The 22,409-nt window shown below is 30.9% G+C and carries 25 protein-coding genes; 18 read left to right on the top strand and 7 right to left on the bottom strand.

From position 1 onward, the window contains the following. Positions 1-25: 25 nt before the first annotated feature. The gene (locus QGM60_RS04815) at positions 26-1,051 is read right to left on the bottom strand and encodes a histidine kinase dimerization/phospho-acceptor domain-containing protein (RefSeq protein ID WP_281139088.1); all 1,026 of its coding nucleotides are present in this window, start codon (positions 1,049-1,051) and stop codon (positions 26-28) included. 364 nt (positions 1,052-1,415) lie between these two features. On the opposite strand from QGM60_RS04815, the gene QGM60_RS04810 reads away from it, so the two are divergent. The 3 genes from QGM60_RS04810 to QGM60_RS04800 all read left to right on the top strand — a co-directional run bounded on the left by QGM60_RS04810 (position 1,416) and on the right by QGM60_RS04800 (position 4,392). Next, positions 1,416-1,592, top strand: coding sequence for a hypothetical protein (locus tag QGM60_RS04810; protein WP_281139087.1), 177 nt, complete (start codon positions 1,416-1,418; stop codon positions 1,590-1,592). A 107-nt stretch (positions 1,593-1,699) separates the two neighbouring features. After that, entirely contained in the window at positions 1,700-3,727 is a 2,028-nt protein-coding gene (locus QGM60_RS04805; RefSeq protein WP_281139086.1) for a tetratricopeptide repeat-containing sensor histidine kinase, read from the top strand. After that, positions 3,724-4,392, top strand: coding sequence for a response regulator (locus QGM60_RS04800; RefSeq protein ID WP_281139085.1), 669 nt, complete (start codon positions 3,724-3,726; stop codon positions 4,390-4,392). Before QGM60_RS04805 ends, QGM60_RS04800 begins: the two co-directional genes overlap by 4 nt. Before the next feature lie 249 nt (positions 4,393-4,641). Here the strand turns inward: QGM60_RS04800 and QGM60_RS04795 are convergent, their stop codons facing one another. Beyond that, positions 4,642-5,139 (bottom strand): DUF456 domain-containing protein, encoded by a 498-nt coding sequence (locus QGM60_RS04795; protein WP_281139084.1) that lies wholly within the window; start codon positions 5,137-5,139, stop codon positions 4,642-4,644. A gap of 126 nt (positions 5,140-5,265) precedes the next feature. Between QGM60_RS04795 and QGM60_RS04790 the strand changes: the two genes are divergently transcribed. The 4 genes from QGM60_RS04790 to QGM60_RS04775 are packed head-to-tail and all read left to right on the top strand — an operon-like array spanning position 5,266 to position 9,345. Then, positions 5,266-5,625, top strand: coding sequence for a BlaI/MecI/CopY family transcriptional regulator (locus tag QGM60_RS04790; RefSeq protein WP_281139083.1), 360 nt, complete (start codon positions 5,266-5,268; stop codon positions 5,623-5,625). 2 nt (positions 5,626-5,627) lie between these two features. Further along, on the top strand, positions 5,628-7,658 hold the full coding sequence (locus tag QGM60_RS04785; RefSeq protein WP_281139082.1) for a M56 family metallopeptidase: 2,031 nt from the start codon (positions 5,628-5,630) through the stop codon (positions 7,656-7,658). An 8-nt stretch (positions 7,659-7,666) separates the two neighbouring features. Further along, on the top strand, positions 7,667-8,812 hold the full coding sequence (locus QGM60_RS04780) for a tetratricopeptide repeat protein (RefSeq protein WP_281139081.1): 1,146 nt from the start codon (positions 7,667-7,669) through the stop codon (positions 8,810-8,812). A gap of 56 nt (positions 8,813-8,868) precedes the next feature. Beyond that, on the top strand, positions 8,869-9,345 hold the full coding sequence (locus QGM60_RS04775; RefSeq protein ID WP_281139080.1) for a hypothetical protein: 477 nt from the start codon (positions 8,869-8,871) through the stop codon (positions 9,343-9,345). Between the two features lie 4 nt (positions 9,346-9,349). Here the strand turns inward: QGM60_RS04775 and QGM60_RS04770 are convergent, their stop codons facing one another. From QGM60_RS04770 to QGM60_RS04760, 3 genes are read right to left on the bottom strand one after another with little or no spacing between them, the layout of a single operon-like run. Beyond that, entirely contained in the window at positions 9,350-10,213 is an 864-nt protein-coding gene (locus QGM60_RS04770) for a hypothetical protein (RefSeq protein WP_281139079.1), read from the bottom strand. Between the two features lie 47 nt (positions 10,214-10,260). Then, positions 10,261-11,403 (bottom strand): glycosyltransferase, encoded by a 1,143-nt coding sequence (locus QGM60_RS04765; protein WP_281139078.1) that lies wholly within the window; start codon positions 11,401-11,403, stop codon positions 10,261-10,263. Continuing rightward, positions 11,400-12,359 carry a lysylphosphatidylglycerol synthase domain-containing protein gene (locus QGM60_RS04760; protein ID WP_281139077.1) on the bottom strand — a complete coding sequence of 320 codons (960 nt, stop codon included), beginning with the start codon at positions 12,357-12,359 and terminating at the stop codon, positions 11,400-11,402. The genes QGM60_RS04765 and QGM60_RS04760 overlap by 4 nt, the downstream gene beginning before the upstream one ends. A gap of 39 nt (positions 12,360-12,398) precedes the next feature. Between QGM60_RS04760 and QGM60_RS04755 the strand changes: the two genes are divergently transcribed. The 10 genes from QGM60_RS04755 (at position 12,399) to QGM60_RS04710 (ending at position 19,322) form a co-directional block, all read left to right on the top strand. Next, a complete protein-coding gene (locus QGM60_RS04755; RefSeq protein WP_281139076.1) occupies positions 12,399-13,037 on the top strand; it encodes a cell envelope biogenesis protein OmpA in 639 nt (212 codons plus the stop codon). 4 nt (positions 13,038-13,041) lie between these two features. Then, positions 13,042-13,596, top strand: a complete 555-nt coding sequence (gene ruvC, locus QGM60_RS04750; protein ID WP_281139075.1) for a crossover junction endodeoxyribonuclease RuvC — start codon at positions 13,042-13,044, stop codon at positions 13,594-13,596. An 83-nt stretch (positions 13,597-13,679) separates the two neighbouring features. Continuing rightward, positions 13,680-14,816, top strand: coding sequence for a leucine-rich repeat domain-containing protein (locus tag QGM60_RS04745; protein ID WP_281139074.1), 1,137 nt, complete (start codon positions 13,680-13,682; stop codon positions 14,814-14,816). After that, positions 14,817-15,950, top strand: coding sequence for a radical SAM family heme chaperone HemW (gene hemW / locus QGM60_RS04740; RefSeq protein ID WP_281139073.1), 1,134 nt, complete (start codon positions 14,817-14,819; stop codon positions 15,948-15,950). It begins immediately after the preceding gene. Beyond that, positions 15,947-16,696: a cyclase family protein gene (locus tag QGM60_RS04735; protein ID WP_281139072.1), complete on the top strand. Its 750-nt coding sequence runs from the start codon at positions 15,947-15,949 to the stop codon at positions 16,694-16,696. Before hemW ends, QGM60_RS04735 begins: the two co-directional genes overlap by 4 nt. A gap of 1 nt (position 16,697) precedes the next feature. Beyond that, positions 16,698-17,051, top strand: a complete 354-nt coding sequence (locus QGM60_RS04730; RefSeq protein WP_281139071.1) for a DUF4260 domain-containing protein — start codon at positions 16,698-16,700, stop codon at positions 17,049-17,051. A gap of 2 nt (positions 17,052-17,053) precedes the next feature. Further along, a complete protein-coding gene (locus tag QGM60_RS04725; protein ID WP_281139070.1) occupies positions 17,054-17,662 on the top strand; it encodes a DUF4230 domain-containing protein in 609 nt (202 codons plus the stop codon). After that, positions 17,659-18,021 (top strand): MmcQ/YjbR family DNA-binding protein, encoded by a 363-nt coding sequence (locus QGM60_RS04720; RefSeq protein ID WP_281139069.1) that lies wholly within the window; start codon positions 17,659-17,661, stop codon positions 18,019-18,021. Before QGM60_RS04725 ends, QGM60_RS04720 begins: the two co-directional genes overlap by 4 nt. 28 nt (positions 18,022-18,049) lie before the next feature. Continuing rightward, positions 18,050-18,613, top strand: coding sequence for an alkylphosphonate utilization protein (locus QGM60_RS04715; protein WP_281139068.1), 564 nt, complete (start codon positions 18,050-18,052; stop codon positions 18,611-18,613). 382 nt (positions 18,614-18,995) lie between these two features. Next, a complete protein-coding gene (locus QGM60_RS04710) occupies positions 18,996-19,322 on the top strand; it encodes a hypothetical protein (RefSeq protein WP_281139067.1) in 327 nt (108 codons plus the stop codon). 84 nt (positions 19,323-19,406) lie between these two features. On the opposite strand, the gene QGM60_RS04705 is transcribed toward QGM60_RS04710, so the two are convergent. Both QGM60_RS04705 and QGM60_RS04700 read right to left on the bottom strand, forming a co-directional pair. Further along, positions 19,407-19,850: a nuclear transport factor 2 family protein gene (locus QGM60_RS04705; RefSeq protein ID WP_281139066.1), complete on the bottom strand. Its 444-nt coding sequence runs from the start codon at positions 19,848-19,850 to the stop codon at positions 19,407-19,409. 41 nt (positions 19,851-19,891) lie between these two features. Beyond that, positions 19,892-20,992 (bottom strand): DUF4407 domain-containing protein, encoded by a 1,101-nt coding sequence (locus tag QGM60_RS04700; RefSeq protein ID WP_281139065.1) that lies wholly within the window; start codon positions 20,990-20,992, stop codon positions 19,892-19,894. Between the two features lie 160 nt (positions 20,993-21,152). Between QGM60_RS04700 and QGM60_RS04695 the strand changes: the two genes are divergently transcribed. After that, on the top strand, positions 21,153-22,352 hold the full coding sequence (locus tag QGM60_RS04695; protein WP_281139064.1) for an FAD-dependent oxidoreductase: 1,200 nt from the start codon (positions 21,153-21,155) through the stop codon (positions 22,350-22,352). The last annotated feature ends 57 nt before the right edge of the window (positions 22,353-22,409 follow it).

Raw genomic sequence — 22,409 nt, 5'->3', positions numbered from 1 at the left:
AGTCTTGTTGAGCTTGCTAGTTTTTTTAAAGTTCAATAAATCCTACTATGGCATGAAGTGGAGTTCTAATCTCATGACTCATATTGGATAAGAAATCGGTTTTGGCTTGAGATGCTTTTTCGGCTCGTACTCTTTCAGAATTTAAAGTTTCGTTCGCTTTTTTTAAAGCTAAGTTGGTAAGTCTAGCTAACCTTGTGCTTTTTTTAGCTCTTAGGTAAAAGTAGGTTAATAAAGAAGTGAATAATGAAAGAATAATGCCGATAATCAGTGCAATGTTATTAACCCTTCTACTTTTAGCTAAAATCAATTTATTTGATGGAAAAACTTTTATAATCCACTCACGGTTACCGACATCGGTTAAAGTCAATTTGTTTTTATATTCAATATTCCTGGAGCTTTTTAATTTTATGTCAGTATTAGTTTTGAAAAATAAGCTTCCTTTGTTATCATATAATTCAACTGAATATTGATCTTCAAGATAATCTACAAGGTGATTAAAACTGTCTTCAAAGTTCATTCCTGCTGTAATGGTTCCCTGAAAATTATGATTGTAGTAAACAGGAACATCCACTAAAAATGAGCGACCACTTTGTGTGAGCTTTAGCCAAGAGGTCATATTTATTTTATTTAGCTTGGTATTAGTAATCCAATCGTCGCGTCGGTAGTCTAATTTTGAAATATCTAGATTTAAAGCGGCTTCATTACCTTTTTTAGGGACGATTTTTTTAATAATCATTGAGCTGTCAATCCACTCAATAAACTTAAATGATGAATTTTGGTCTATGATTAAATAAGCGTCATTTTCCCATCTAGAAAAATAATCTCCATTTGATTTTTCAAGTCTATCTCTAAGGTTTTTAAGTCTGTCAATATCAGACTTTATAATGTTTTTGAATTCTTTAGATAATAGTCTTCCTGTATCTGTTAATTGTTGCTCAATTACAGAGTAATGTTCCTTAACAGATGAGAGGTACAAAATGTATACTACTGTAGTTAGTACAATGAATGTAGATAGTGGTACAATTAACTCTAAATATCTTCTTTTAATCATAAAATTAACTATATATAAAAATAAGAATTTTTGCTTGAATACATGAATTTTATAAACAAGATATTAACAGTGTTTTTGCGTTTTGACGACAAATATAGTTATTTAATCGATATTTTCTTTGCTTGCAGTAAAATATGTTATATGTTTGTAGTCCTTTTTAAGCCCCTCAAATTCTCTTATTAAGGAATTTTCTAATCCATTTTTCTAAAAATTACTAGACTTTCGTCTAGAAGATTCCCTTGTTTTTATTTTAGTACGTTTTAGGTTTTACCTAAATAGTTAATTATCCATTCCCTTCCCTCAAATTCAACACTTTGTGTTGTGCTGAACATGTAACTATATATTAAATCCTAAATTAATACTTATGAAAACCCTAAAAATTACTTTAAGCTTAATCGCTGTTTTATTACTTACTGTTTCTGGAGTTCAATCTGAAGATACGCTTGTAGTTTCAGATGAAAATGAAATAAAGCAACCTACAAAAATAGATTTGTTAGCCCATGAGGGAAAGAAAGAAATTAAACTACCAGGACAAGGTTAGAATTAAAAAAATAAAAATAAAAATCAAGGCTCATATCTATAGATATGAGCCTTGATTTTTTAATAAAATTTATTCTAAATTTGATAGATCTTTTAAATACACTCTTCTTGAAGAATTTATTGTTTGTTTTTTTTGTTTTTCTTTTCGCTAATCTGAATGGGCAATCTATTAAAGGATTATATGATTCTGTAAGCTATTATAGAGATTTGTTTTCTAACAAATCTTTATCTTCTGATAGAAGACTCGATTATGCCAAGAGAGCTAACGATTTAGCAATAAAAATTAAAGATGACTCTATCTCTCTTGCAACTAGTAGGGATCTTGCTTATTCGTATTTGATTAATGGTGATTTTGAAACTTTTAAAAATGTTAGTTTAGTTAATCTAGAACTGGCGAACAAATTAGAAGATTCATCTGCGATTGCGTTTACGAATAAAAACTTAGGATGGTATTATTATCAAATAGAAGATGACAATATAAGTGCTTATCCTCATTTTTTAAAAGCATTACAGTATTTTGATGATTTAAAAATTATAAAAGAAAAAGCTGAGATCCTTTATAGTATTGCTGTTATTCAAGATAATGAAAAAGATTATTTAGGGAGTGAACAAAATGCAGTAGAAGCGTTGAGGATCTTCAATAGAATTTATGAAAATGAAAATACTCTTGATAAATATTTGGTATTAAATCTTTTAGGTAGTGTGTCAAATCAATTAGAGAATTTTGACAAATCAATTGAATATCATAAAGAAGCATTAAAAATATCAAAGGAATTAAAAGATGATTATAGTCGCTATTTAGGGTCTATGAATAATTTAGCCTTACCTTATAGAGGAAAAGGAGATTATTCTACAGCCCTAAAAATATATGACGAATTACTAAATGAGCCAAGGTTAAAAAAGAACGATATAGTCTTATATTCTTTAATTGTTGATAACAATGCATTTACAAAGTTTCTTCAAGGTAATTATGATTTTGAAAGTTTAGAAAAAGATTTTAAGAAAGCTTTAAATATATCAGATAGTATTCAGGACCCTTATATTAAGTTAGCCTCAAGCATAGACCTTGCAAAATTTTATAAGGAAAATAATAAAATTGATTCTTCATTAAAATATGCAAAGACAAGTTATAAAATATCAAAGGAAATACCTATTAATGATTTGTATCTAGAGTCTATGCTTCTTCTAGCCGATTTGACATCAGGTGAAGAAAGTAATACGTATTTAGAAGAGCATATAAAACTTAGTGATAGTCTTCTCAAAAAAGAACGCAATGTTAGAAATAAATTTGCGAGAATAGAATTTGAAACCGATCAGCTTGAAGCTGAGAACGAGCAAATATCTAAAGAGAATCTTTATCTGCTGATTTTATCCATAGGATTGCTTTTAACGGCTATTCTCGTTTATATTGTTATATCTCAAAGAGCTAAAAATAGAAAGCTTAAACTAATACAGGTTCAGCAAAAAGCCAATGAAGATATTTATAATCTTATGCTAGGTCAGCAAGATAAAGTAGATGAGGCAAGAGCAAAAGAAAAGATAAGAGTTTCTAAAGAACTGCATGATGGTGTACTAGGTCGTCTTTTTGGTACTAGACTTAGTTTAGATAGTATCAATTTTAAGGACGGTAAAGAAGCTATGATGACAAGAGCTAACTATATAAGCCAATTAAAAACTATTGAAGACGATATTCGTAAAATATCACATGAGCTTAATACAGATTTTGTTTCGGGTTCTGGGTTTATGGATATTGTTACAGAACTTGTAGAAAATCAAGCCCAAGCTTATAGTTTAGAACAAGAATTCAATTATTGCGACGATATAAATTGGGATGTTGTACCAAATAAAACTAAAATCAACATTTATAGGATTATACAAGAATCCATGCAAAATATCTATAAACATGCCAATGCTAAATCTATTAAAATTAGTATATCATTAGAAAATGATGTAATTTGCTTGGATATCATTGATGACGGAGAAGGATTTGATGCCTCAAAAAATAAAAAAGGTATAGGTCTCAAAAATATGACCTCTCGAGCAGAGGATATTAACGGAAATATCACCTTTAATTCTCAATCAGGAAATGGTACAATTGTTAATGTTAAGATTCCCTACACAAACCAATCAACATGAAACATATTAACATTTTAATGGTAGACGACCACCCAATAATCATAGAAGGCTACCAAAATGTTTTAATGGCAACAAAAGAAGACGACCAAACCCTACTTATAGATACGGCAAATAACTGCGACACAGCTGCAATAATGATAAACAGAGCTTCAAAAAATACGCACTATGATGTATGTTTTTTTGATATAAGCTTGCCTGCATCTGAAGACGGAAGGTATACTTCTGGTGAGGATTTGGCTTTATTGGCCAAAAAAACAATGCCAAACGCAAAGATTATTATTTTAACGATGTTTAATGAGTCTTTCAGAATTCATAACATTATTAAAGAAATAGATCCAGATGGCTTTTTGATTAAAAGCGATTTGACGTCTATGGAATTAGCAGATGCTTTTCAGCATATACTGAAATCACCTCCATATTATAGTAGTACGGTGAATAATTATGTAAAGAAGACATTTACAAGTGAAATCTACGTCGATGACATCAATAGAAAAATACTCCATTTATTATCTCAAGGGATAAAAACTAAAAGTCTTAATGAGTATATTCCGTTGTCTACAAGCGCGTTAGAAAAAAGAAAAAAACAGCTTAAATTATTGTTTTCTGTTTCGGACGGAAAGGACGAAACTTTACTTCAAGAAGCTAGAGAAAAGGGGTATTTATAAAATATTATGTTAAATCTTACATTTTTGTAGTGGTAAAAATGAGCTTGAAACCTTTGCTATTGCTAAGAATTACGGTTTTTCCACATCAATTTTGCGGTTTTACCGCAACAGATTCTTAATTCAGAAATATATATTTACCACAGTCAACAAGAATTAATTAATCCCTTTTTTAAGTAATTGTTGAGTTAATAGCAAGAAAACGAAACCTAGTTATGGAGATAACTAGGTTTTGTATTTTATAGGTTTTTGTTAATACCAATGACCATTATAGTTTGATAATTTTACAACAAAAAAGCCAAAGTAAATTACAGCTACAATAAATTTTAAAAATGTTGAAGCTATAAATCCTAAAAACGAACCAAAGGCTGCTTTTAATGCCTTATTCATATCATTTCGGTGGATCATCTCTCCAATCAAAGCACCAAAAAAAGGCCCAACAATAATCCCAAAAGGTATTGGTGTTAATAATCCTACAATAAGTCCGAGGGTAGTTCCAATCATTCCTGCTCTACTACCTCCAAATCGTTTAGTGCCAATTGCTGGAATTATGTAATCTAGTATGTAAATAAAAATAGCGAATAGAAGTGTACCAATTAAAAATGTTTGACTAAGTTCTATACCATCTGCAAAATGTAAAATCAATAATCCAACCCAACTCGTCAGAGGTCCTGGTAAAATTGGTAAAAAACTACCAACAATACCTAATATCATAAAGGCTAAGGAGAGTATAACTAAAAAAATATCCATTCGTAAAATTTAATTCACCTATAAGACGTCATACTAGATTTAAAGTTACATTTTCAACTAAAAAATTAGTTTAAACTAATTTTTTAGTTATATTTACAGTGTTCGTAATTTTAATTTTTTTGAAACATGAAACAGTTAACCAAGGCAGAGGAAGAGATAATGCAAGCTTTATGGGAATTAAAAAGAGCCAATGTTAAAGCGATAATTAATATGCTTCCTGAGCCGAAACCCGCTTATAATACTGTGTCTACAATTGTTAGGATTTTAGAAAGTAAAGGGTTTGTAGATTATGAGAAGAAAGGTAAAGGACATGTTTATTTTCCTGTAGTTGCAAAGGAATCCTACAGTAATCAATCTATTAATAAGTTGGTTGATAATTATTTTCAAGGTTCTTTTAAGAGTATGGTCTCTTTCTTCGTTCAGAAAAATGATGTTGATGTTAAAGACATTGAAAACCTACTAGAGGAAATCAATAAAAACAAATAGTTATGCTTTACACAATTTTACAAATAATAGCATTTCAAGCTCTGTTTTTATTGGTTTATGATTTGTTTTTAAAACGAGAAACTTTTTTTAACTGCAACAGGATTTATTTGTTAATTACAGCGTTATTGTCTTTTACTTTACCGTTTCTAAAGTTTCCTGAATTAAAGAAAATAACCAGTGAAGATGTTGTGATTCATTTACCAGAAGTCTTCATCGGTACAAAAACTCCATCAGTTAACGACGTTAAAATCGCCGAGTATACAGGAATAGCTTTAGAACAGCCACAAACACCAATTTGGTCATACGTATTTTGGATTGGTGTAGGCTTAGCAACTTTGTTGTTTGTTTTTAAAATCTCAAAATTATATTGGTTAAAACATAAAAACCCAAAACGATGGAATGGCAATGTGCTTATCGTTAGGCTAATAAAAAGCTCTGCTGCTTTTTCATTTTTTAATACTGTCTTTCTTGGTGAAAAAATCCCAGAAAATGAAAGGCAAACTATTTATGAGCACGAGTTAGTGCATATAAAACAACTACATACTTTGGATTTAATGGTTTTTGAACTTATGCGAATTGTATTTTGGTTCAATCCATTAATTTATATCTATCAAAGTAGAGTAAAGGAATTGCATGAATACATTGCAGATGCTAAAGCTGTAAAACAACATGGTAAAGCTAATTATTACCAAAGTTTGCTTAATCAAATATTCGATGTCAATAATGTGTCGTTTACTAATACATTTTTTAAAAAATCATTAATCAAAAAACGAATAGCGATGTTACAGAAATCAAAATCAAAACAGGTGAATCTCTTTAAGTATGCCTTTTTAATTCCATTGGTATTTGGGATGTTAATTTATTCTTCAATAGAAGTGAGTGCACAGCAAAAGATTGTGTTAACTAGTGATGTGGAAGAACAAGAATTGACGGATGAAGAATTAATAGCATATTATTATGAGCAAATATCAAAGCTTTTAAGTGATGATAAACTGTCAATATTTGATAAGGAAATCTCAAGCAAATATGATTACACGCAAGAGAAGTACATTCCAACTAAAGACGAATATCTAAAATATGTTGCTTTTAGAAGACAAATGGGTGAGCATTTCAAAAGGATGTCTGAAAATCATGGTAATACCACTGAAAGACAAAAAAAAATGTTTAATGAAATGATTTCGTTCAATCAATCTTATGATGAATATTTAGCTTACTTAAAAAGTGATGAAGCAAAAAAATACAGAGATAATGCAGATTATAACAGAACATTACGTGTGATTTCAAAAGATATAGATAATCTAACTGAAGCAGAGCACACAGATGCCTACGAAAAAACTAAAGATGTTTTAAAGGGAAGTTTGTACCGAAAACTGATAATTAGTGATGACAATGAATCTGAAGAAATAACAAAAAATAATTACAATGCATTAGTGCGGTTTTTTTCAGTGGAAGAAATAAAGATTTTATTGTCTAAAGTTGAGGTCGTTGAAATTGAGGAAGTCGATAAAAATATAGAAGTTCCTTTTTCAGTCATTGAAGAAGTTCCAACAACAAAAAAATGTAAAGATCTATTAAGTAGTGCTGAAAGAAAAGAGTGTATGACAAGTTTTGTAAACAAGCATGTTAATACTAATTTCAACCTTAATGTTACAGAAGGTATGGCACCTGGTAAGAAAAGAATCTTTGTACAGTTTAAAATTGATACAATAGGTTATGTTAAAGATGTTAAAGCTAGAGGACCAAGTAAAATTTTAGAAGAAGAAGCTATAAGAGTTGTAAATACTTTGCCTCAATTTGTTCCAGGAAAACAAAAGGGTAAGGTGGTCACAGTGCCTTATTCGTTACCTATTGTTTTTCAGGTGGCTGATAAAAGTTCAATTTCTTTAGAAGAGCGATTGAAAGAGTTAATTACACAAAGAGATAGGGTTTTGCAAAATTCTAGCGAAAAAAATCCAGTAGTTATACAGTTAAATGAACAGATAAACTCTTTAAAGAAAGAAATGCAGAAGAATGAAAACCCTAACGAGAATTAGTATAGTCTATGAAGTTTAGTACCTGTGTTTTTTCAGTATTATTTTGTTTTTTAAGTTTTCATGCCCAAAATAGTCATATAGATCAGGCAGACGATTTATATTCTAGTGGAAATTATACCAAAGCTATTGAGGCTTATAAAAATTTAGAAAATAAAGACCAGATTTATGATAAAATAGCAAAAGCTTATATGGCTTTAGGTAATTATGGTGAAGCTTTAAAATTTTATAAAAAAAGTACTGAAGCAAATCCAGAGAGTAAGCTTATACAGTATGAGTTAGCTAAACTACTTTCTAAAGTAAAAAAATACAATGAAGCTAAAGATTTATTTAATGCATTGATTTTAAAGGATAGTCTCAACCCAAATTATCATTATGAATTAGGCATAGTTTTAGAAAAGGAGAAAAATCCCGTTGCTCTAGAAAAATTTAAAACAACATTTAATTTAGATCCAACACATCAAAAAGCCATATTTAAAATAGCTAAACACTATATTTTTAAGCGCAAATTTGAGTTGGCTCATCAAATAATAGATATTGGTTTAGATAGTTATTCTGAAAATATAGAATTAATAAGTCTCAAAGCGCAAGCTTACTATTATCAAGAATATTATACGCATTCTGTAGTCTGGTTTAAAAAACTAATAGACTTAGGGGAGGAGTCAGAATTCATTCATGAAAAATTGAGTATTAGTTATGCTGAAAATTATGAGTATGAAAACGCTATTTATCATAGAAAGCAGGTTTTAAGATTTAACCCTAATGATGCCAATACACTTTTTGTTATAGGTTCTTATTATGAAAAGTTAAGTGATTTTGATAAAGCTGCAGAATACATGGAGAAATCACTCTCGTTACAAGACCAGCCTCTGGATAATGAGTATGCTATGTTAGCCAGAGTTTATAATAGTCAAAAAAAATATAAATTGGCTATCGAAGCGTTTCAGAAAGCACTGAAAGAAAATCCATCAAATTTAGCAACTGAATTCTTTCTTATTAGAACAAAAGAAGAGTATTATGCAGACCTTGATACTAAAATAAATCTGTACGAAAACTATATAAAAAAATATAAAGACGTTGGTACCCCTTATGCGGATTTTGCTAAAGTGAGGCTCAAAGATCTCAAAGAAGAAAAATTCCTAAAAACAGAAGAGTAAAAGGTCGCTCATGTTTTAAATAAAATATTGTACTTTTCGGTATCATAACACAATAAATGAATCGAATCGTTTTCCTTTTTGTTTTTCTATTGGTCATTTCCTGTGACTATTTTGAAAAGAAAAAAGTCTATCCTGAAGATTTGCTTGAGGAAGAACTTCGAACATTTAATTGGAACGAAGTAGATACTTATCCAACCTTTTCAAGTTGTGATTCTGTAACAGGAAAAGAACAAAGCAAGCAATGCTTTCAAAATACTATAACAAACAGTGTTAATTCTTTTTTAGAAGGACAGAATATTATAGTTTCAGAAGATGTAAATGATACTATTAGGCTGAAAATTATTATAAATAATAAAGGGGGTTTACAGTTAGAATCTATAGAAAGAAATCCTGAAACAGTGGAGCAAATTCCTGAAATAGATAGTTTGCTTAGACAAAGTTTAAAAAGTGTTCCTGAAATTTATCCAGCGATAAAACGTGGGCAACAAGTTACTACAGCTTTTGAATTACCCGTAATTGTTAAGATAAACTAGTTGGCTATAAATTGAACTTGTAACCAAGCATTATGTCTGATGAGAAATCACCTTGATTATTCAAAAATACAGCAAATAATTCCCCGTAAATAATAGAGATATAACTGTTGTTTCCAACTTTAATATCTGAGCCAATCCCAAAAATTAATGGAGCTTCAAAAGAAGTGTTTTTATTATTAACTTCTCTGTCGTTTTCGTTCGTGTAAGTTAAACTTGAAAAATTAAGCGTAGCCAATTTAACTTGTCCAAAAATAGAAAACGCAGACTTATTGATTATGCGGTAGCGATAACCAAGAGCAAGTTCATTGGTGCTGTAATTAAAATCATCAGCATCAAAAGTATGTCTAGCTTGCAGAAAACCAGAATGTCTAGGTAATGCACTACCTTCAAAAATTTCGAGCTCTCCAGCTATCAAGGGAACGATAGTATTATCAGGATTTTTAATAAAAGGATGATTGGTAAAACCACCAAAAATGCCTAATCTAAAACCTAATTTAGGATCAGCAACAGTTGAAACATACGACTGGTTTTGAGAGCTATTATAGTCACTGATATAACGTTTCAAACCGTATAATGTAAACCTTAAATTTTCTGTAGATTTTCCATCGGTAAGATTGCTCAGTGTGGTTTTGTATTCAGCTAGGTAATTACCTTTAGAAGCCTCTGTGTTTTTTAATTCTGTTATAGTACCATCTTCGGTTCTAACAAAATAGCGATAAGTTTTATTGTCTACAGTCCAAAGTAAATCTAAAGTTCCTTCTATTTCTGTGGTTAAAGTGAGCTCTTCGTTTTCTATTGAATACTGTTCTTGACTATAATTTGCTTGAAAGACTAAGCAAAGAAGAATGAATACTAAAGTTTTTTTCATTTTACAGGGCTTTTTAAGTAAAACTATGAAAAATAGCTGATTTTACATTATTTCTTCGATATTCTACCTTTCCAACGGTATGATTTAAAGAATGATAATATGGCTATAGCTACATTAAAAAAAGGATAAACTATACTAGAAAATAGGTATGAAAACAAAAGGTGTTCTTGTTTAAAAAATCGTATAGTTTTAAAAAGCAACAGAAAATCAATACTGAATTTTATAACAAATAAAGCCATAGCAGTTTTTAAAGCCATATAGTCCATAAAGTCAGCAGGAATAAAGATTAAGCAAGTGTAGTTGCTCAACAATACAATTAGCCCAACTGCTTTAGCAAAAGTGTTATTGTATTTACTGGTTTTTGAAGCCCATCTTAAACGTTGATGAATTAAATCAGCAATCGTCTTAACAGGAAGTGTTTTTACTATGGCATTTTCACATTTAAGATAGTTTACTTTTTTAGCATCATATGTTACCATTTTTTCCAAAATGAAAATATCATCACCACTTGAAATATTAGTGTTACCCTTAAAACCTTCAACAGTATTAAAAACAGATTTCTTATAGGCCAAGTTGGCTCCGTTACCCATAAAAGGTTTGTTGATACCAAAACCGCCTATAGTTGCCCCTTGTAAGCTCAGAAAGTCTAAAGTTTGAAATCGGTTGAAGTATGAATTTCTATTTAAATATGTTACTGGTGCAACAATACAATTAGGGTTATTGGTTTGAATAAATTCATCAAAACTATCTAACCAATATTTGGGCAAAACACAATCGGTATCTGTAGTAAGAATCCACTCATATTGTGCGGTTTTTATAGCAGCCGTTATAGCGTCTTTTTTTGGTGAGTTCGATGTTCTCTTATTCTGAATAACTTTTATATTAACATGATTGTTGGGGAAAGTTTTCTTTTTAATGAAATTTTTTATGACCTCAACCGAATTATCTTCAGAATCATCATCTACTAAAATCACTTCAAATAAAGATCTCGGATAATTCAATTCTAAAATAGAATGTAATAATTGTGATAAATTTTCGGCTTCATTTCTAAAAGGTATAACTATCGAAAACTTTGTTTTTGAGGGTAAGTCTTTTAGTTTGAAATCTTCAACTTTATCAAAACCATAAGTTAACGTTCCTATCAATATTAGGTAGCTAATTATAATTGTTATAGCGATTATTGTAATCATGAAGTTTCTGGTTGAGGTAGTTTAAAATTAAGCACAAAATAGCTACCAAATAGACTTGGTAGAACAAAATTTAGGAGCCACATTATGGTTGATACAGATAATACAATAAGCTCATTGACTTCGGCATAACTGAATAAAAATACAGCAACACTTCCTTTTATAACAACATCAAAAATTGAGATTGAAGGGACAACTGATGCTAGTAAATACATGCTTGTAATTATAATCATTGCTTCAATGTAGCTCATGCTGGCTCCAAATAAGGTAAGCAAATAGCAAAACTGAAAAGAGAAAATGAGATATCGAAGTACAGAAAAACTAAGGTTTAAAAGATGAATCTTTGAAGGTGTGTTTTTAATAAACTTCGTGATTTTGTATAGCGAATAACCTTTTATATTAAAGCGTTTATGCTTCATTATGAATATGGTTAAAATAACCAATATCAAAAGAATAATACCGAGTTTCAACGCTATGTCATAACCAACTTCAATTTTATAAATTTTCACAAAATAAATAAGTCCAACAATTCCAAAAACAGATGTGGTAGCCATTTGAGCCATGTTGCCAAGAAGATTCATCAGTACTATACGTTTTCTAAAAGGTTTGGTATAATACATTGCTTTTGCTCCATAATCGCCTAATCGGTTTGGGGTAATAAATGACGCAGTTAAGCCACCAAGAGATTGTTCTAATGCCGATTTAAAAGAGATTTTCTTAATAGGAATCACTAAGTATTGCCATTTCAAAATTTCAAAAAACCAATTAAAACTGGTTAAAATGAGTAAAAAAATGATGTTTTTGACTGAAAAAGAGTCGTTTTCTTTTAAAAATGTTATAAAATCATTGAAATGAAGATTTTCATTTTTAATTAATTTGTAATAAATAAAATAAAATGCGCCAACAACTATACTTAACTTAATAAGTACAAAGAAGAATTGTTTAGTTTTGTAAGACATAGCGTAACGCATAGTACAAATAAAACCAAAAACTCAGAGATGCAGCAAAATTTAAAACAATACCTTTTTCTTTTAATGGTTGTGGTTATGGTTAACCTTGGTAATGCCCAATTTAAAGCTACAAGTAAATGGAAAGCACTTTTTGCTGTTGGTCTCAATAGCCCTTCTTCAAGTGGTTTTGTAGAAAATGCAGCAGCGCAAACTGTAAATTTTCCTACTGTGAATTTAGGTATTCAGCACATGTTTAAGAGTCTTTATGGAGTAAAGTTAGATTATGGTTTTAACCGATTTAAAAATGAAAGTGATTCTCCTGAATTTAAAGTAAACTATTCGCGTATTAATGCTCAGTTTGTTTTTGATCCTACTGCGTATATAAATTTCTTGCCGACTAGAATGAGTACTGTTTTACATGCTGGTCCTGGAATTAGTTTTGTAAAACCATTGGGTAATTTAGGAGATAACAAACAAACCTATATGAATCTTTTGGGTGGTTTAGAGTTGCATTATGCCATTAATGATAAAGTGGCAATTTATACTGATTTGGCTTATATCTATGGTTTAACTTCCTTGGATGATTACAATCCTGAGATAAGCGGACTTGGAGCTTTTAATGGTAGTGTGATTAACCTAACGTTTGGTATTGCTGTGTCACTTAGTGGTTGCCAATTTTGTGATTGATAGAATGAGTAAAGAAAAAATTATATTAGGTATTGATCCTGGAACAACAATTATGGGTTTTGGGTTAATAAAAGTCGTGGGCAAACAGATGCAGTTTATGCAATTAAATGAGTTGCATCTCAAAAAATACGACGATCACTACCTAAAACTGAAACTCATTTTTGAGCGTACAATAGAACTTATTGATACCTATCACCCTGATGAAATTGCCATTGAGGCACCATTCTTTGGAAAGAACGTTCAAAGTATGCTTAAGTTAGGAAGAGCTCAGGGAGTTGCAATGGCAGCAGGTTTATCTCGTGAAGTTCCTATAACCGAATATTCCCCAAAAAAAATAAAAATGGCCATTACAGGCAATGGTAATGCTAGTAAGGAGCAAGTCGCTAAGATGTTACAAAGTACATTGAAATTAAAAGAATTGCCAAAAAATCTCGATTCTACAGATGGTTTAGCGGCAGCGGTTTGTCATTTTTATAACCAAGGTCGAGTAGAAGTTGGTAAAAGTTATACAGGCTGGGCTGCTTTTGTGAAACAAAATGAGGATAGGGTAAAAAAATAGTTTAATAGTTATTTTCATTCCGTACTTAATGCGGAATCTATTTTATCATGCGGAATCTATTTTATGTGTTTATTTTTTTAGTTATGATTGGGTGTAAAGACAATCATAAAAACACTATACATCCTATTGAAGAAAATAAAGTTTTAAATGAAAAAATTAATACAGACGAATGTGAAGGTGTTGATTTAAAACTAGAAGCCACTTATCATAGGTCTGAATTAATGGAATTGTTTGCTAGAGAAGATTTTTTAAACCCAATTAACAAATTGCCTTTAGAAGAAAAAATAGATTCTTTGTTGAAGAATAAGGATGAAGTTTTTCATTTAAAATTAAATAATGAAGGTCTAAAAGAATTACCAAAAGAGATATTTCAGTTTAAAAACTTAGTTCTTCTTGATATTTCAGGTAATGACTTTACTGACAAAGAGAAATTAATAGAAGATTTAAGTAAATTACCTAATCTAAAAGTTTTGAAATTTATATGGTCTAAGCTTACCAAGCTTCCAGAAAATATAGAACTATTATCAAATTTAGAGGTGTTGTCATTAGCGAGTAATAATATTAAGCTTATAGATGAAGATTTAGGGAAATTGACTAAGTTGAAATTATTAAGTTTAAGTAATAATAGAACTCTAAAGGAATTACCAGAATCAATTAAAAATTTAAAATGTCTTCAGCTCTTAGACGTTTCAGGAACCGGTTTAAAAAGGTTAAGAGAAGAAATATCTGAAAATACTGAATTGGTAATTATCAACGCTAATGCTTCTAAATTGGAAACCTTACCTAAAAACATAGGAAACTTAAAAAAATTGGTTACTCTTAATGTAGCGTCCAATAGACTAAGAGAATTGCCAGAATCGATAGGTGAATTACAAAACTTACAAGACTTAAGCTTAGCTTCTAATGATTTAGAGAGTCTACCTGATGGGATTTCAAGACTAAAAAAAGTACAATTTATCTCCTTAGAGTTTAATAGGTTTAAGATATTCCCAAAGGAAGTTCTCGGTTTAGATAGTTGCTATAATTTATGGATGCACAATAACTCTTTTCCATCCATACCAGAAGAGGTTGGAAAGATGAAATCATTAACTCATCTGTTGGTAGATCACGAAATTATAACTGATGACAATATAGAAGCCATTAAAGCTATAAATCCAGAATTAAGAGTAATCAGAGAAGATACACGTAAGTACGTTAAAGGTTCAAAACGTAAAAACTAAATGGCAGGCATCTACATCCATATTCCATTTTGCAAGCAAGCTTGTCATTATTGCGATTTTCATTTTTCTACATCTTTAAAAAAGAAAGATGATTTGGTTAAAGCTTTGGTTAAGGAAATTGAATTGCGCAAAGCCGAATTCAATAACACCAAAGTTCAAACTATTTATTTTGGTGGTGGCACTCCGTCATTATTGACGAATGAAGAGTTACAGCTATTGATAGACTCAGTTTATAAAAATTATGAGGTTATTGAACATCCTGAAATTACGCTAGAAGCCAATCCAGATGATTTGTCAAAAGACCGAATAGTTGAGTTATCCCAAAGTCCTATAAATCGGTTGTCTATTGGTGTGCAATCTTTTTTTGAAGCCGATTTAAAGCTTATGAATCGCGCTCATAATGCCGAAGAAGCAAAAGCTTGTATTGAAGAAGCAATAAAGTATTTTGATAACATTACGTTAGATTTAATTTATGGTATTCCAGGAGCATCAAATCAGCAATGGATTGAAAATATAGAATTAGCTCTGGGTTATGGTGTACCTCATGTTTCTAGTTATGCACTAACGGTTGAACCAAAAACAGCTTTAGCATCGTTCATTAAAAAAGGTGTTATTGACGATGTTGATGATGAGCAAGCCCATGAGCAGTTTCATATTTTAAAAGACAAATTAGAAGCTTCAGGTTTTGTTCATTATGAGCTGTCTAACTTTGGTAAAGAAGGTTTCTTTAGTAAAAATAATTCCGCCTATTGGCAAGGAAAATCATATATAGGTATAGGACCTTCAGCGCATTCTTTTAACGGTAAACAACGTGGTTGGAATGTCAGTAATAATTCAAAATATATTAAGTCTATTCAACAAGACCAATTACCAATAGAAAAAGAAACATTGTCATTGACAGATCGTTACAATGAGTACGTTATGACAGGTTTAAGAACCATTTGGGGAGTGTCTCTAGATAAGGTGGAAAGCGATTTTGGTTTGAGCTACAAAGAATACCTAAAAGAGCAGTCTAAAACTTTTATAAATCAACATTTATTGTATATTGATGATGAGCATATACGTGTCACTAAAAAAGGTCAGTTTTTAAGTGATGGTATAGCATCAGAACTTTTTAAAATAAACTTACATTGATAGCAACCATACAATACAATTCAAGAAAATTAAAAATAGATTTAACAAAGCCGTTAGATATTTCAGTGCCTTTAAGAGGTGATGAAACTAATGTTAATGCTTGGTATATAGAGCCACCAAAAATTGAACCTCAAGTTATGGATGGCGAGCCAATTAGTGTAGCTGATGGTGCTGTAGTCAATTTTAATACTATTACCTTCAACCCTCATGCACATGGCACACATACGGAAACTGTAGGTCATATTACGGAAAAAGTATATTCTATAAATAAGTACTTAAAACAGTTTTTCTTCCTAGCTGAGGTAGTCACAGTAGCACCTGAGAAATTGGATGAAGATTATGTCATTTCAAAAAAGCAATTAAAATTTGCACTTGGGAATAAAAAGCGTGAGGCTATAGTTATTAGAACATTGCCTAATATGAGTGAGAAAAAATCTAAGCAATACTCTAATACTAATCCGACTTATCTTTTAGAGGATGCAGCCAATTATTTGAAAGCTAAAGGTGTAAAGCACTTATTAATAGATTTGCCGAGTGTAGATAAAGAGAAAGATGGTGGAGAGCTTTTGTCTCATAATGCCTTTTGGAATACCAAAGGAAAATTACGTTTAGATGCTACGATTACCGAGTTCATTTATGTACCAAATAAGGTGAAAGATGGAAAGTATATGCTGAATCTTCAGATTGCATCTTTTGAAAACGATGCTTCGCCTAGTAAGCCTATATTGTATAAAATTATAGAATAACATGAAAACAACATTAAAGCTCGAGGAACTAGGAATGTTTATTTTGGGTATTTTCCTATTTAATCAGTTAAGCTATGCTTGGTGGTGGTTTTTGGCATTAATACTTCTTCCTGACATTGGGATGTTAGGTTATTTAGTAAGTACAAAAATAGGAGCTTTAACCTATAATATTTTTCATCATAAAGGTTTGGCAATAGCAACTTATTTCGTTGGCATATATTTTGAAATAGAACTTTTGCAGCTTGTGGGTGTTGTATTATTCTCACATGCATCATTAGATAGAATTTTTGGCTACGGATTAAAGTATAAAGACAATTTTAAAAGTACACATCTCGGCCAGATAGGAAATAACTAATTATGGAAACATTTTTTATAATTATTATCAGCATATTGGTAACCTTAGGTTTGGTTACCGTTTTTAGACAATGGAAAATAAAAAAGAAGACTAATGAGCAATCCATTATTCTTTTAGATAAAATTAAACGCGTTTGTAAGTTTATAACCGTTGAAGGTGATTTTGCTGAGATTTACCATTATGAAGACGTTAAGGAGAAATTTCTGAAGTTAATTTCAAGCAGAAAAAAAGCATTGGTGGTAATTAATGCTAAGGCTCATGTGGGTTTCGATTTAAGTAAAATTCAGTTACATTCAAATTCAAAAACTAAAACCGTAACCTTATCTCATTTTCCTCAACCAGAAGTCTTATCCATAGAAAGCAATATTAATTACTATGATAAGAGAGATGGTATGTTTAATAGGTTTGAAGCTTCTGATTTAACCGATTTGCATACTAAGGCTAAAGAACATATTATGGATAAGATTCCTGAAAGTGGCTTGTACAATATAGCAAAACAAGAAGCCTTAGAAGCTATTCACCTCATTGAAAATCTTGTTGAAACTATAGGTTGGACATTAGATTATTCTGCTTTAAAAATTGAAGAAAGTGATAAGAAACTTTTAAAATGAATATAGAAGACTACAGAAATTATTGCATGTCTAAAAAACAAGTAACAGAGCATTTTCCTTTTGATAATGATACGTTGGTTTTTAAAGTTTGTAATAAAATGTTTGCTCTAGCATCTTTAAAACGTTGGGAGGAAGGTGAGGCTTTTATAAATTTAAAGTGTGATCCTGACTATGCGCAAGAATTGCGTGCAGCGTATGAAAGTATAAAACCAGGTTATCACATGCACAAACAACAATGGAATAGTGTTTATGTTCTTACAGGCGAATTATCTCAAAAACTTATAAAAGAGTTAATAGATCATTCCTATGAGATGGTCGTCAAAGGTTTACCAAAAAAGTTGAGGGAAACACTTAATTAATATTATTTTTGCGCCATAATTTTTCAATATGTTATCAGAAAAAGAATTACAACAGCGAAGTAACTCCAAGTGTGAGTTATGTGGCAACGAAGAAAATTTAGCCGTTTATAATGTTCCAGAAACAAATGATTTGGCAATCTATGCCTGTTCAACTTGTGTTGAACAAATGGACGATTCAGATAAAATAGATTCTAATCATTGGAGATGTTTAAATGATAGTATGTGGAGTGAGCACAATGCTGTTAAAATAATGGCGTGGAGAATGCTCAATAGAATTGAAGCCGATTGGACCCAAGATCTTTTAGGTATGATGTACATTGAAGATGATGTCTTAGAATTAGCTAAAGCAGCAGGTGATGGTGTTTCAGATGAAAACAAAATTGTTCATAGAGATGTTAATGGTGTTGTTCTAGAACATGGAGATTCCGTGGTTTTAATCAAAGATCTTAAAGTAAAAGGCTCTAGTATGGTAGCAAAACAAGGAACAGCCGTAAGAAATATTAGATTAGATCATGAAAATGCTGAGTACATAGAAGGAAAAGTAGATGGTCAGCAAATTGTAATCATAACTCAATACGTTAAGAAGATCTAATCCTTATCTTTTTTATTAAAGAAATCAAAGCTTAGCGGAATCATAAATACCATGAATAAATATTGTCCAGATATTAATCCATAAAGGGTTATTCCTGCCAAAATTACCATGAGTATTATTTTGTATTTATACTTCATATTGTAAAAGTAAAATTCTTATTTCTAATCCGTAAATTTTCTTACAAAACCTTTTGTAAATAGGGTGTTGTTTGTCGAAAAAATCGACCCTAAAAGCCTAATAATCTAGTCATTTTGCCATTTATCGATTTTTGTGTTAATGCTCTAGAAATAAGTCAGATATTGAGCTTGTCCCTGTTACTAAGAACACCAATTTATACTGATTAATAGCCCAAATTAGTATTAATGAATTAACGATATTTATTATGGATTTAGAAATTACAAGCTACAACAATCGGTACCAAATTAAAGGTAACTTAAACAAGTTGAATTTAAAAACCTTTAATGCGCACTTTGCTAATATTTTCGAAAAGCTAGACAATGTACTTTTAGATATAGAGCGTGTAGAAAGTATAGACAGAGAAGGTGTAATGGCATTAGCAAGATTACATAATGAATCTATTATTAAGTCAAAGAAGCTTTCAATAATTGGATTAGGCTGTAAAGAACTTTACCAGCATTTTAAATCTGAAGAACCTGTACAAGAAGTAGAAGAGAGAATGCTTCCTACAGGTCCTATAGTAGCCGCATAAAATTTTCCTTTATACATATTTAAGTGTACTTTAAATGTCTATGGTGACAGATAGATATTATTGTACACTTTCTTTTTTGCAATATTAACAAGACATATCAGCTACAATTTTCCAGACTCCGTTTATCTTTTTAAAGATGATGATAAAGACACCATCAGCATTACCAACCTCTCTTTTAAGATGGTATTCTCCCATTACCCAATAATTATCTCCTTCAATTTTAGAAACGTCATTAATTACAAAATTTAAAGAGCCACTCTCAGCTTTTGTAGGATAGCCTTTTTTGTAGTTGGCTAAGGTGTTTTTCCATCCGTAGGTCAAGCCACGACTACCGTAAAATTTCAAAGAATCGTTTTTCCAATAGCCATCCATAAAACCTTCTAAGTCATAATTGTTCCATGCTACTTCTTGATTATGCATTACCTCTAAAATCGCAGCTTTGTCAGTTTTAAAAGTGTTTTCTGACTTTTGTTGATTTTCACAGTTGATTAAAAGAATAAAACATAGAAAATAGAAGAAAGGCTTCATGATAATTAGCTTTAGAATTTTTCTAAAGTTAATAACATATTTTAAAGAATACCTTTTTGCTTCTTCAAAAACGCATCGGCTTGGTGCTGCATCAGCTCTCTCGCTTTTTTACGTTTGTAGTTCATTACGTCTTCCTCGTCAGCTATTTCGGTGTAGACTTTATTATTTATGTCATTATCAGTTTGCACTAACAATTTACGTTCGGCAACTTGTTGATCTACCCACGATTTTATAACAGTTTCCTGATCTTCCAATTTAAAATCGTATTCACCTTTTGGTGATAATAATTTTGCAATGATTGGCGACGTTTCAATAGCTAAAAACAAAAGAAAAATAAAAAACGAAGGTAACCATGGTAAAGTCCCTAGAGCGGTAACACGAGCCATTAAACCATCAAAATTATCAATGATTGGTTGAGATTCTGTAACGTTGGCATTGTAGTCGGATTGTAAAGCTATAATTTCATTCTCAATAGCTTCAATTTTAGCGTTGTTATCTGTTTTTAGTTGTTGTAATTCGGCTAAAGCAGCATCATGTTTTTCACGTTTTTCTTTGTAGACAGGACCTTTGCCAAGTTTCATACTTCCCGAAGTACCTTCGGCTTCAGTGATATAAGTGTCATATAAGGCATTTACTTCTTGTTCTTTTAAATCCACTTGAGATTTTAAACCTAAAATTTCACTTTCTAATTCTGAAATTTTAGGTTTATACTGTTGCGCAATTTGATTTTGATTAGCTAAGGTTAGATTATTTTTTTGTTCTAATAACACCTGATTAATTTCCTTTTCAAAAATTTTTAATTCTAAAGGTTTCGAGATAACGACAGCAATAATTACTGCTAATAAAATTCGTGGAGTGGCTTGTAAAAGTTCGTCTATAAAATTGTTTCGTTTTTTTATGGTGGAAACAATATAGCGATCCAAATTAAAAATCAATAAGCCCCAAACGAACCCGAAAAATATTGATGTGTATAGGTTGTCAAAAACGGTGTAAAGTGCATAGCTAGCAGCAATAGTTGCCATAAGAGCTGTAAAGAAAACTGTGGCACCAATGCCTGCGTATTTGTTTTGTTCTCCGTTAGAGCAACCGTCTAAAATATCGGTATCAGCTCCAGAACATAGGATAAAGAATTGTTTTAACATAACTATTCGTTTTTTGATTGATTGACTATTAGAACGTAAAATAGTAACAAATGTTACATAACTAGCCTATAAATGTGGTGTTTGAGACCAATATGATTTTTGTCATATCAAAAATTGACTGTTAGGGGTAACTTTGAATGTAACCAAAATTTATTAGGTCATGAGAACAACAGTAGTAATTGGCGGAAACTTTGCAGGTATGACAGCTGCATTGGAGTTGAAAAGAAAAGATCCTAAAAATCAAAGAGTTATTCTTATAGATAAATCTCCTTTATTTTTATTTATACCATCATTAATTTGGGTGCCTTTTGGAAGACGTGATATCAAAGATATTTCTTTCAGAAAAAATAATATCCTCAAAAAGAAAGGTGTTGAATTTGTGCATGCTGAAGCTTTGAAAGTTCTACCAGAGGAAAATAAGATTGAAACTACTAAAGGTGATTACGAATATGATGATTTGGTCATAGCCACAGGACCAAAAGTAAAATATGATGTAGCTAAAGGCGTGAAAGATTATGCGTACTATATTGGAACGCCAGATGGTGCTATGAAAACTAGAAAAGCGTTGAAAGCGTTTAAGGAAAACCCTGGACCAATTGTAATAGGAGCTACACAGAATGCAGGTTGTATGGGAGCAGCTTATGAATTTTTATTTAATGTAGAAAAATGGTTGAGAGAACAAAAAATTCGTAAAAAAGTAGATTTATACTGGATTACTCCTGAAGTCTATTTAGGCCACTTCGGAATAGATGGTATGCCATTAGGCGAAACTATGCTTAAGTCTTTCATGAAAATGTTTAATATTAAGTACAGAACAGAAGTAGGTGTAGAAGAAGTAACCGCTAATAGTGTGAAGTTAACGACAGGTGAGGTCATTGAAAGTAGTTTTACAATGTTAATGCCTCCTTTTGTAGGTGTAGATTTTGTTGTGAAGTCAGAAGGTCTACAGGCGAATGCTTCAGGATATATACCAGTTGATGATACTTACCAACATGTAACACATAAAAATATTTGGGCTGCAGGTATTGCGGTAGATGTAAAACTACCTTTTAAACCAGGTAAAGTACCTTTCTCTGGACCAAAAACAGGATATCCATCAGATGAAACTGGTAAAGTGGTTGCTGAGAATATTTTAAGAGTTCAAAAAGGTAAAAAACTTAAAGAAAAGCCTTGGGGAAAAATACCTGGTTTATGTGTCATGGATGCAGGAAAAAAAGAAGTGATTATTGTGAGTAATCACTTGTTTAAGCCTCGAACATTCGCGATAATGATTCCTAATGTTTTATATGATTTTAATAAAGTACTATTTGAAAAGTATTTTCTTTGGAAAACAAGAAATGGATTGTCATTTCTGCCTTAAAGCAATAAAGCCTGTCTGAGAAATAGAAAATCTGTCATTCTGAATTTATTTCAGAAT

It is taken from the genome of Winogradskyella sp. SYSU M77433, from assembly GCF_029911945.1.
GTDB lineage: Bacteria > Bacteroidota > Bacteroidia > Flavobacteriales > Flavobacteriaceae > Winogradskyella.
This window is presented reverse-complemented; position numbering and strand designations above follow the sequence as displayed.

Coding starts and splice junctions, on each gene's coding strand:
- QGM60_RS04815 (WP_281139088.1), bottom strand. CDS start 1,051: ATGATTAAAAGAAGATATTTAGAGTTAATTGTACCACTATCTACATTC.
- QGM60_RS04810 (WP_281139087.1), top strand. CDS start 1,416: ATGAAAACCCTAAAAATTACTTTAAGCTTAATCGCTGTTTTATTACTT.
- QGM60_RS04800 (WP_281139085.1), top strand. CDS start 3,724: ATGAAACATATTAACATTTTAATGGTAGACGACCACCCAATAATCATA.
- QGM60_RS04795 (WP_281139084.1), bottom strand. CDS start 5,139: ATGGATATTTTTTTAGTTATACTCTCCTTAGCCTTTATGATATTAGGT.
- QGM60_RS04790 (WP_281139083.1), top strand. CDS start 5,266: ATGAAACAGTTAACCAAGGCAGAGGAAGAGATAATGCAAGCTTTATGG.
- QGM60_RS04785 (WP_281139082.1), top strand. CDS start 5,628: ATGCTTTACACAATTTTACAAATAATAGCATTTCAAGCTCTGTTTTTA.
- QGM60_RS04780 (WP_281139081.1), top strand. CDS start 7,667: ATGAAGTTTAGTACCTGTGTTTTTTCAGTATTATTTTGTTTTTTAAGT.
- QGM60_RS04775 (WP_281139080.1), top strand. CDS start 8,869: ATGAATCGAATCGTTTTCCTTTTTGTTTTTCTATTGGTCATTTCCTGT.
- QGM60_RS04770 (WP_281139079.1), bottom strand. CDS start 10,213: ATGAAAAAAACTTTAGTATTCATTCTTCTTTGCTTAGTCTTTCAAGCA.
- QGM60_RS04765 (WP_281139078.1), bottom strand. CDS start 11,403: ATGATTACAATAATCGCTATAACAATTATAATTAGCTACCTAATATTG.
- QGM60_RS04760 (WP_281139077.1), bottom strand. CDS start 12,359: ATGTCTTACAAAACTAAACAATTCTTCTTTGTACTTATTAAGTTAAGT.
- QGM60_RS04755 (WP_281139076.1), top strand. CDS start 12,399: ATGCAGCAAAATTTAAAACAATACCTTTTTCTTTTAATGGTTGTGGTT.
- ruvC (WP_281139075.1), top strand. CDS start 13,042: ATGAGTAAAGAAAAAATTATATTAGGTATTGATCCTGGAACAACAATT.
- QGM60_RS04745 (WP_281139074.1), top strand. CDS start 13,680: ATGATTGGGTGTAAAGACAATCATAAAAACACTATACATCCTATTGAA.
- hemW (WP_281139073.1), top strand. CDS start 14,817: ATGGCAGGCATCTACATCCATATTCCATTTTGCAAGCAAGCTTGTCAT.
- QGM60_RS04730 (WP_281139071.1), top strand. CDS start 16,698: ATGAAAACAACATTAAAGCTCGAGGAACTAGGAATGTTTATTTTGGGT.
- QGM60_RS04725 (WP_281139070.1), top strand. CDS start 17,054: ATGGAAACATTTTTTATAATTATTATCAGCATATTGGTAACCTTAGGT.
- QGM60_RS04720 (WP_281139069.1), top strand. CDS start 17,659: ATGAATATAGAAGACTACAGAAATTATTGCATGTCTAAAAAACAAGTA.
- QGM60_RS04715 (WP_281139068.1), top strand. CDS start 18,050: ATGTTATCAGAAAAAGAATTACAACAGCGAAGTAACTCCAAGTGTGAG.
- QGM60_RS04710 (WP_281139067.1), top strand. CDS start 18,996: ATGGATTTAGAAATTACAAGCTACAACAATCGGTACCAAATTAAAGGT.
- QGM60_RS04705 (WP_281139066.1), bottom strand. CDS start 19,850: ATGAAGCCTTTCTTCTATTTTCTATGTTTTATTCTTTTAATCAACTGT.
- QGM60_RS04700 (WP_281139065.1), bottom strand. CDS start 20,992: ATGTTAAAACAATTCTTTATCCTATGTTCTGGAGCTGATACCGATATT.
- QGM60_RS04695 (WP_281139064.1), top strand. CDS start 21,153: ATGAGAACAACAGTAGTAATTGGCGGAAACTTTGCAGGTATGACAGCT.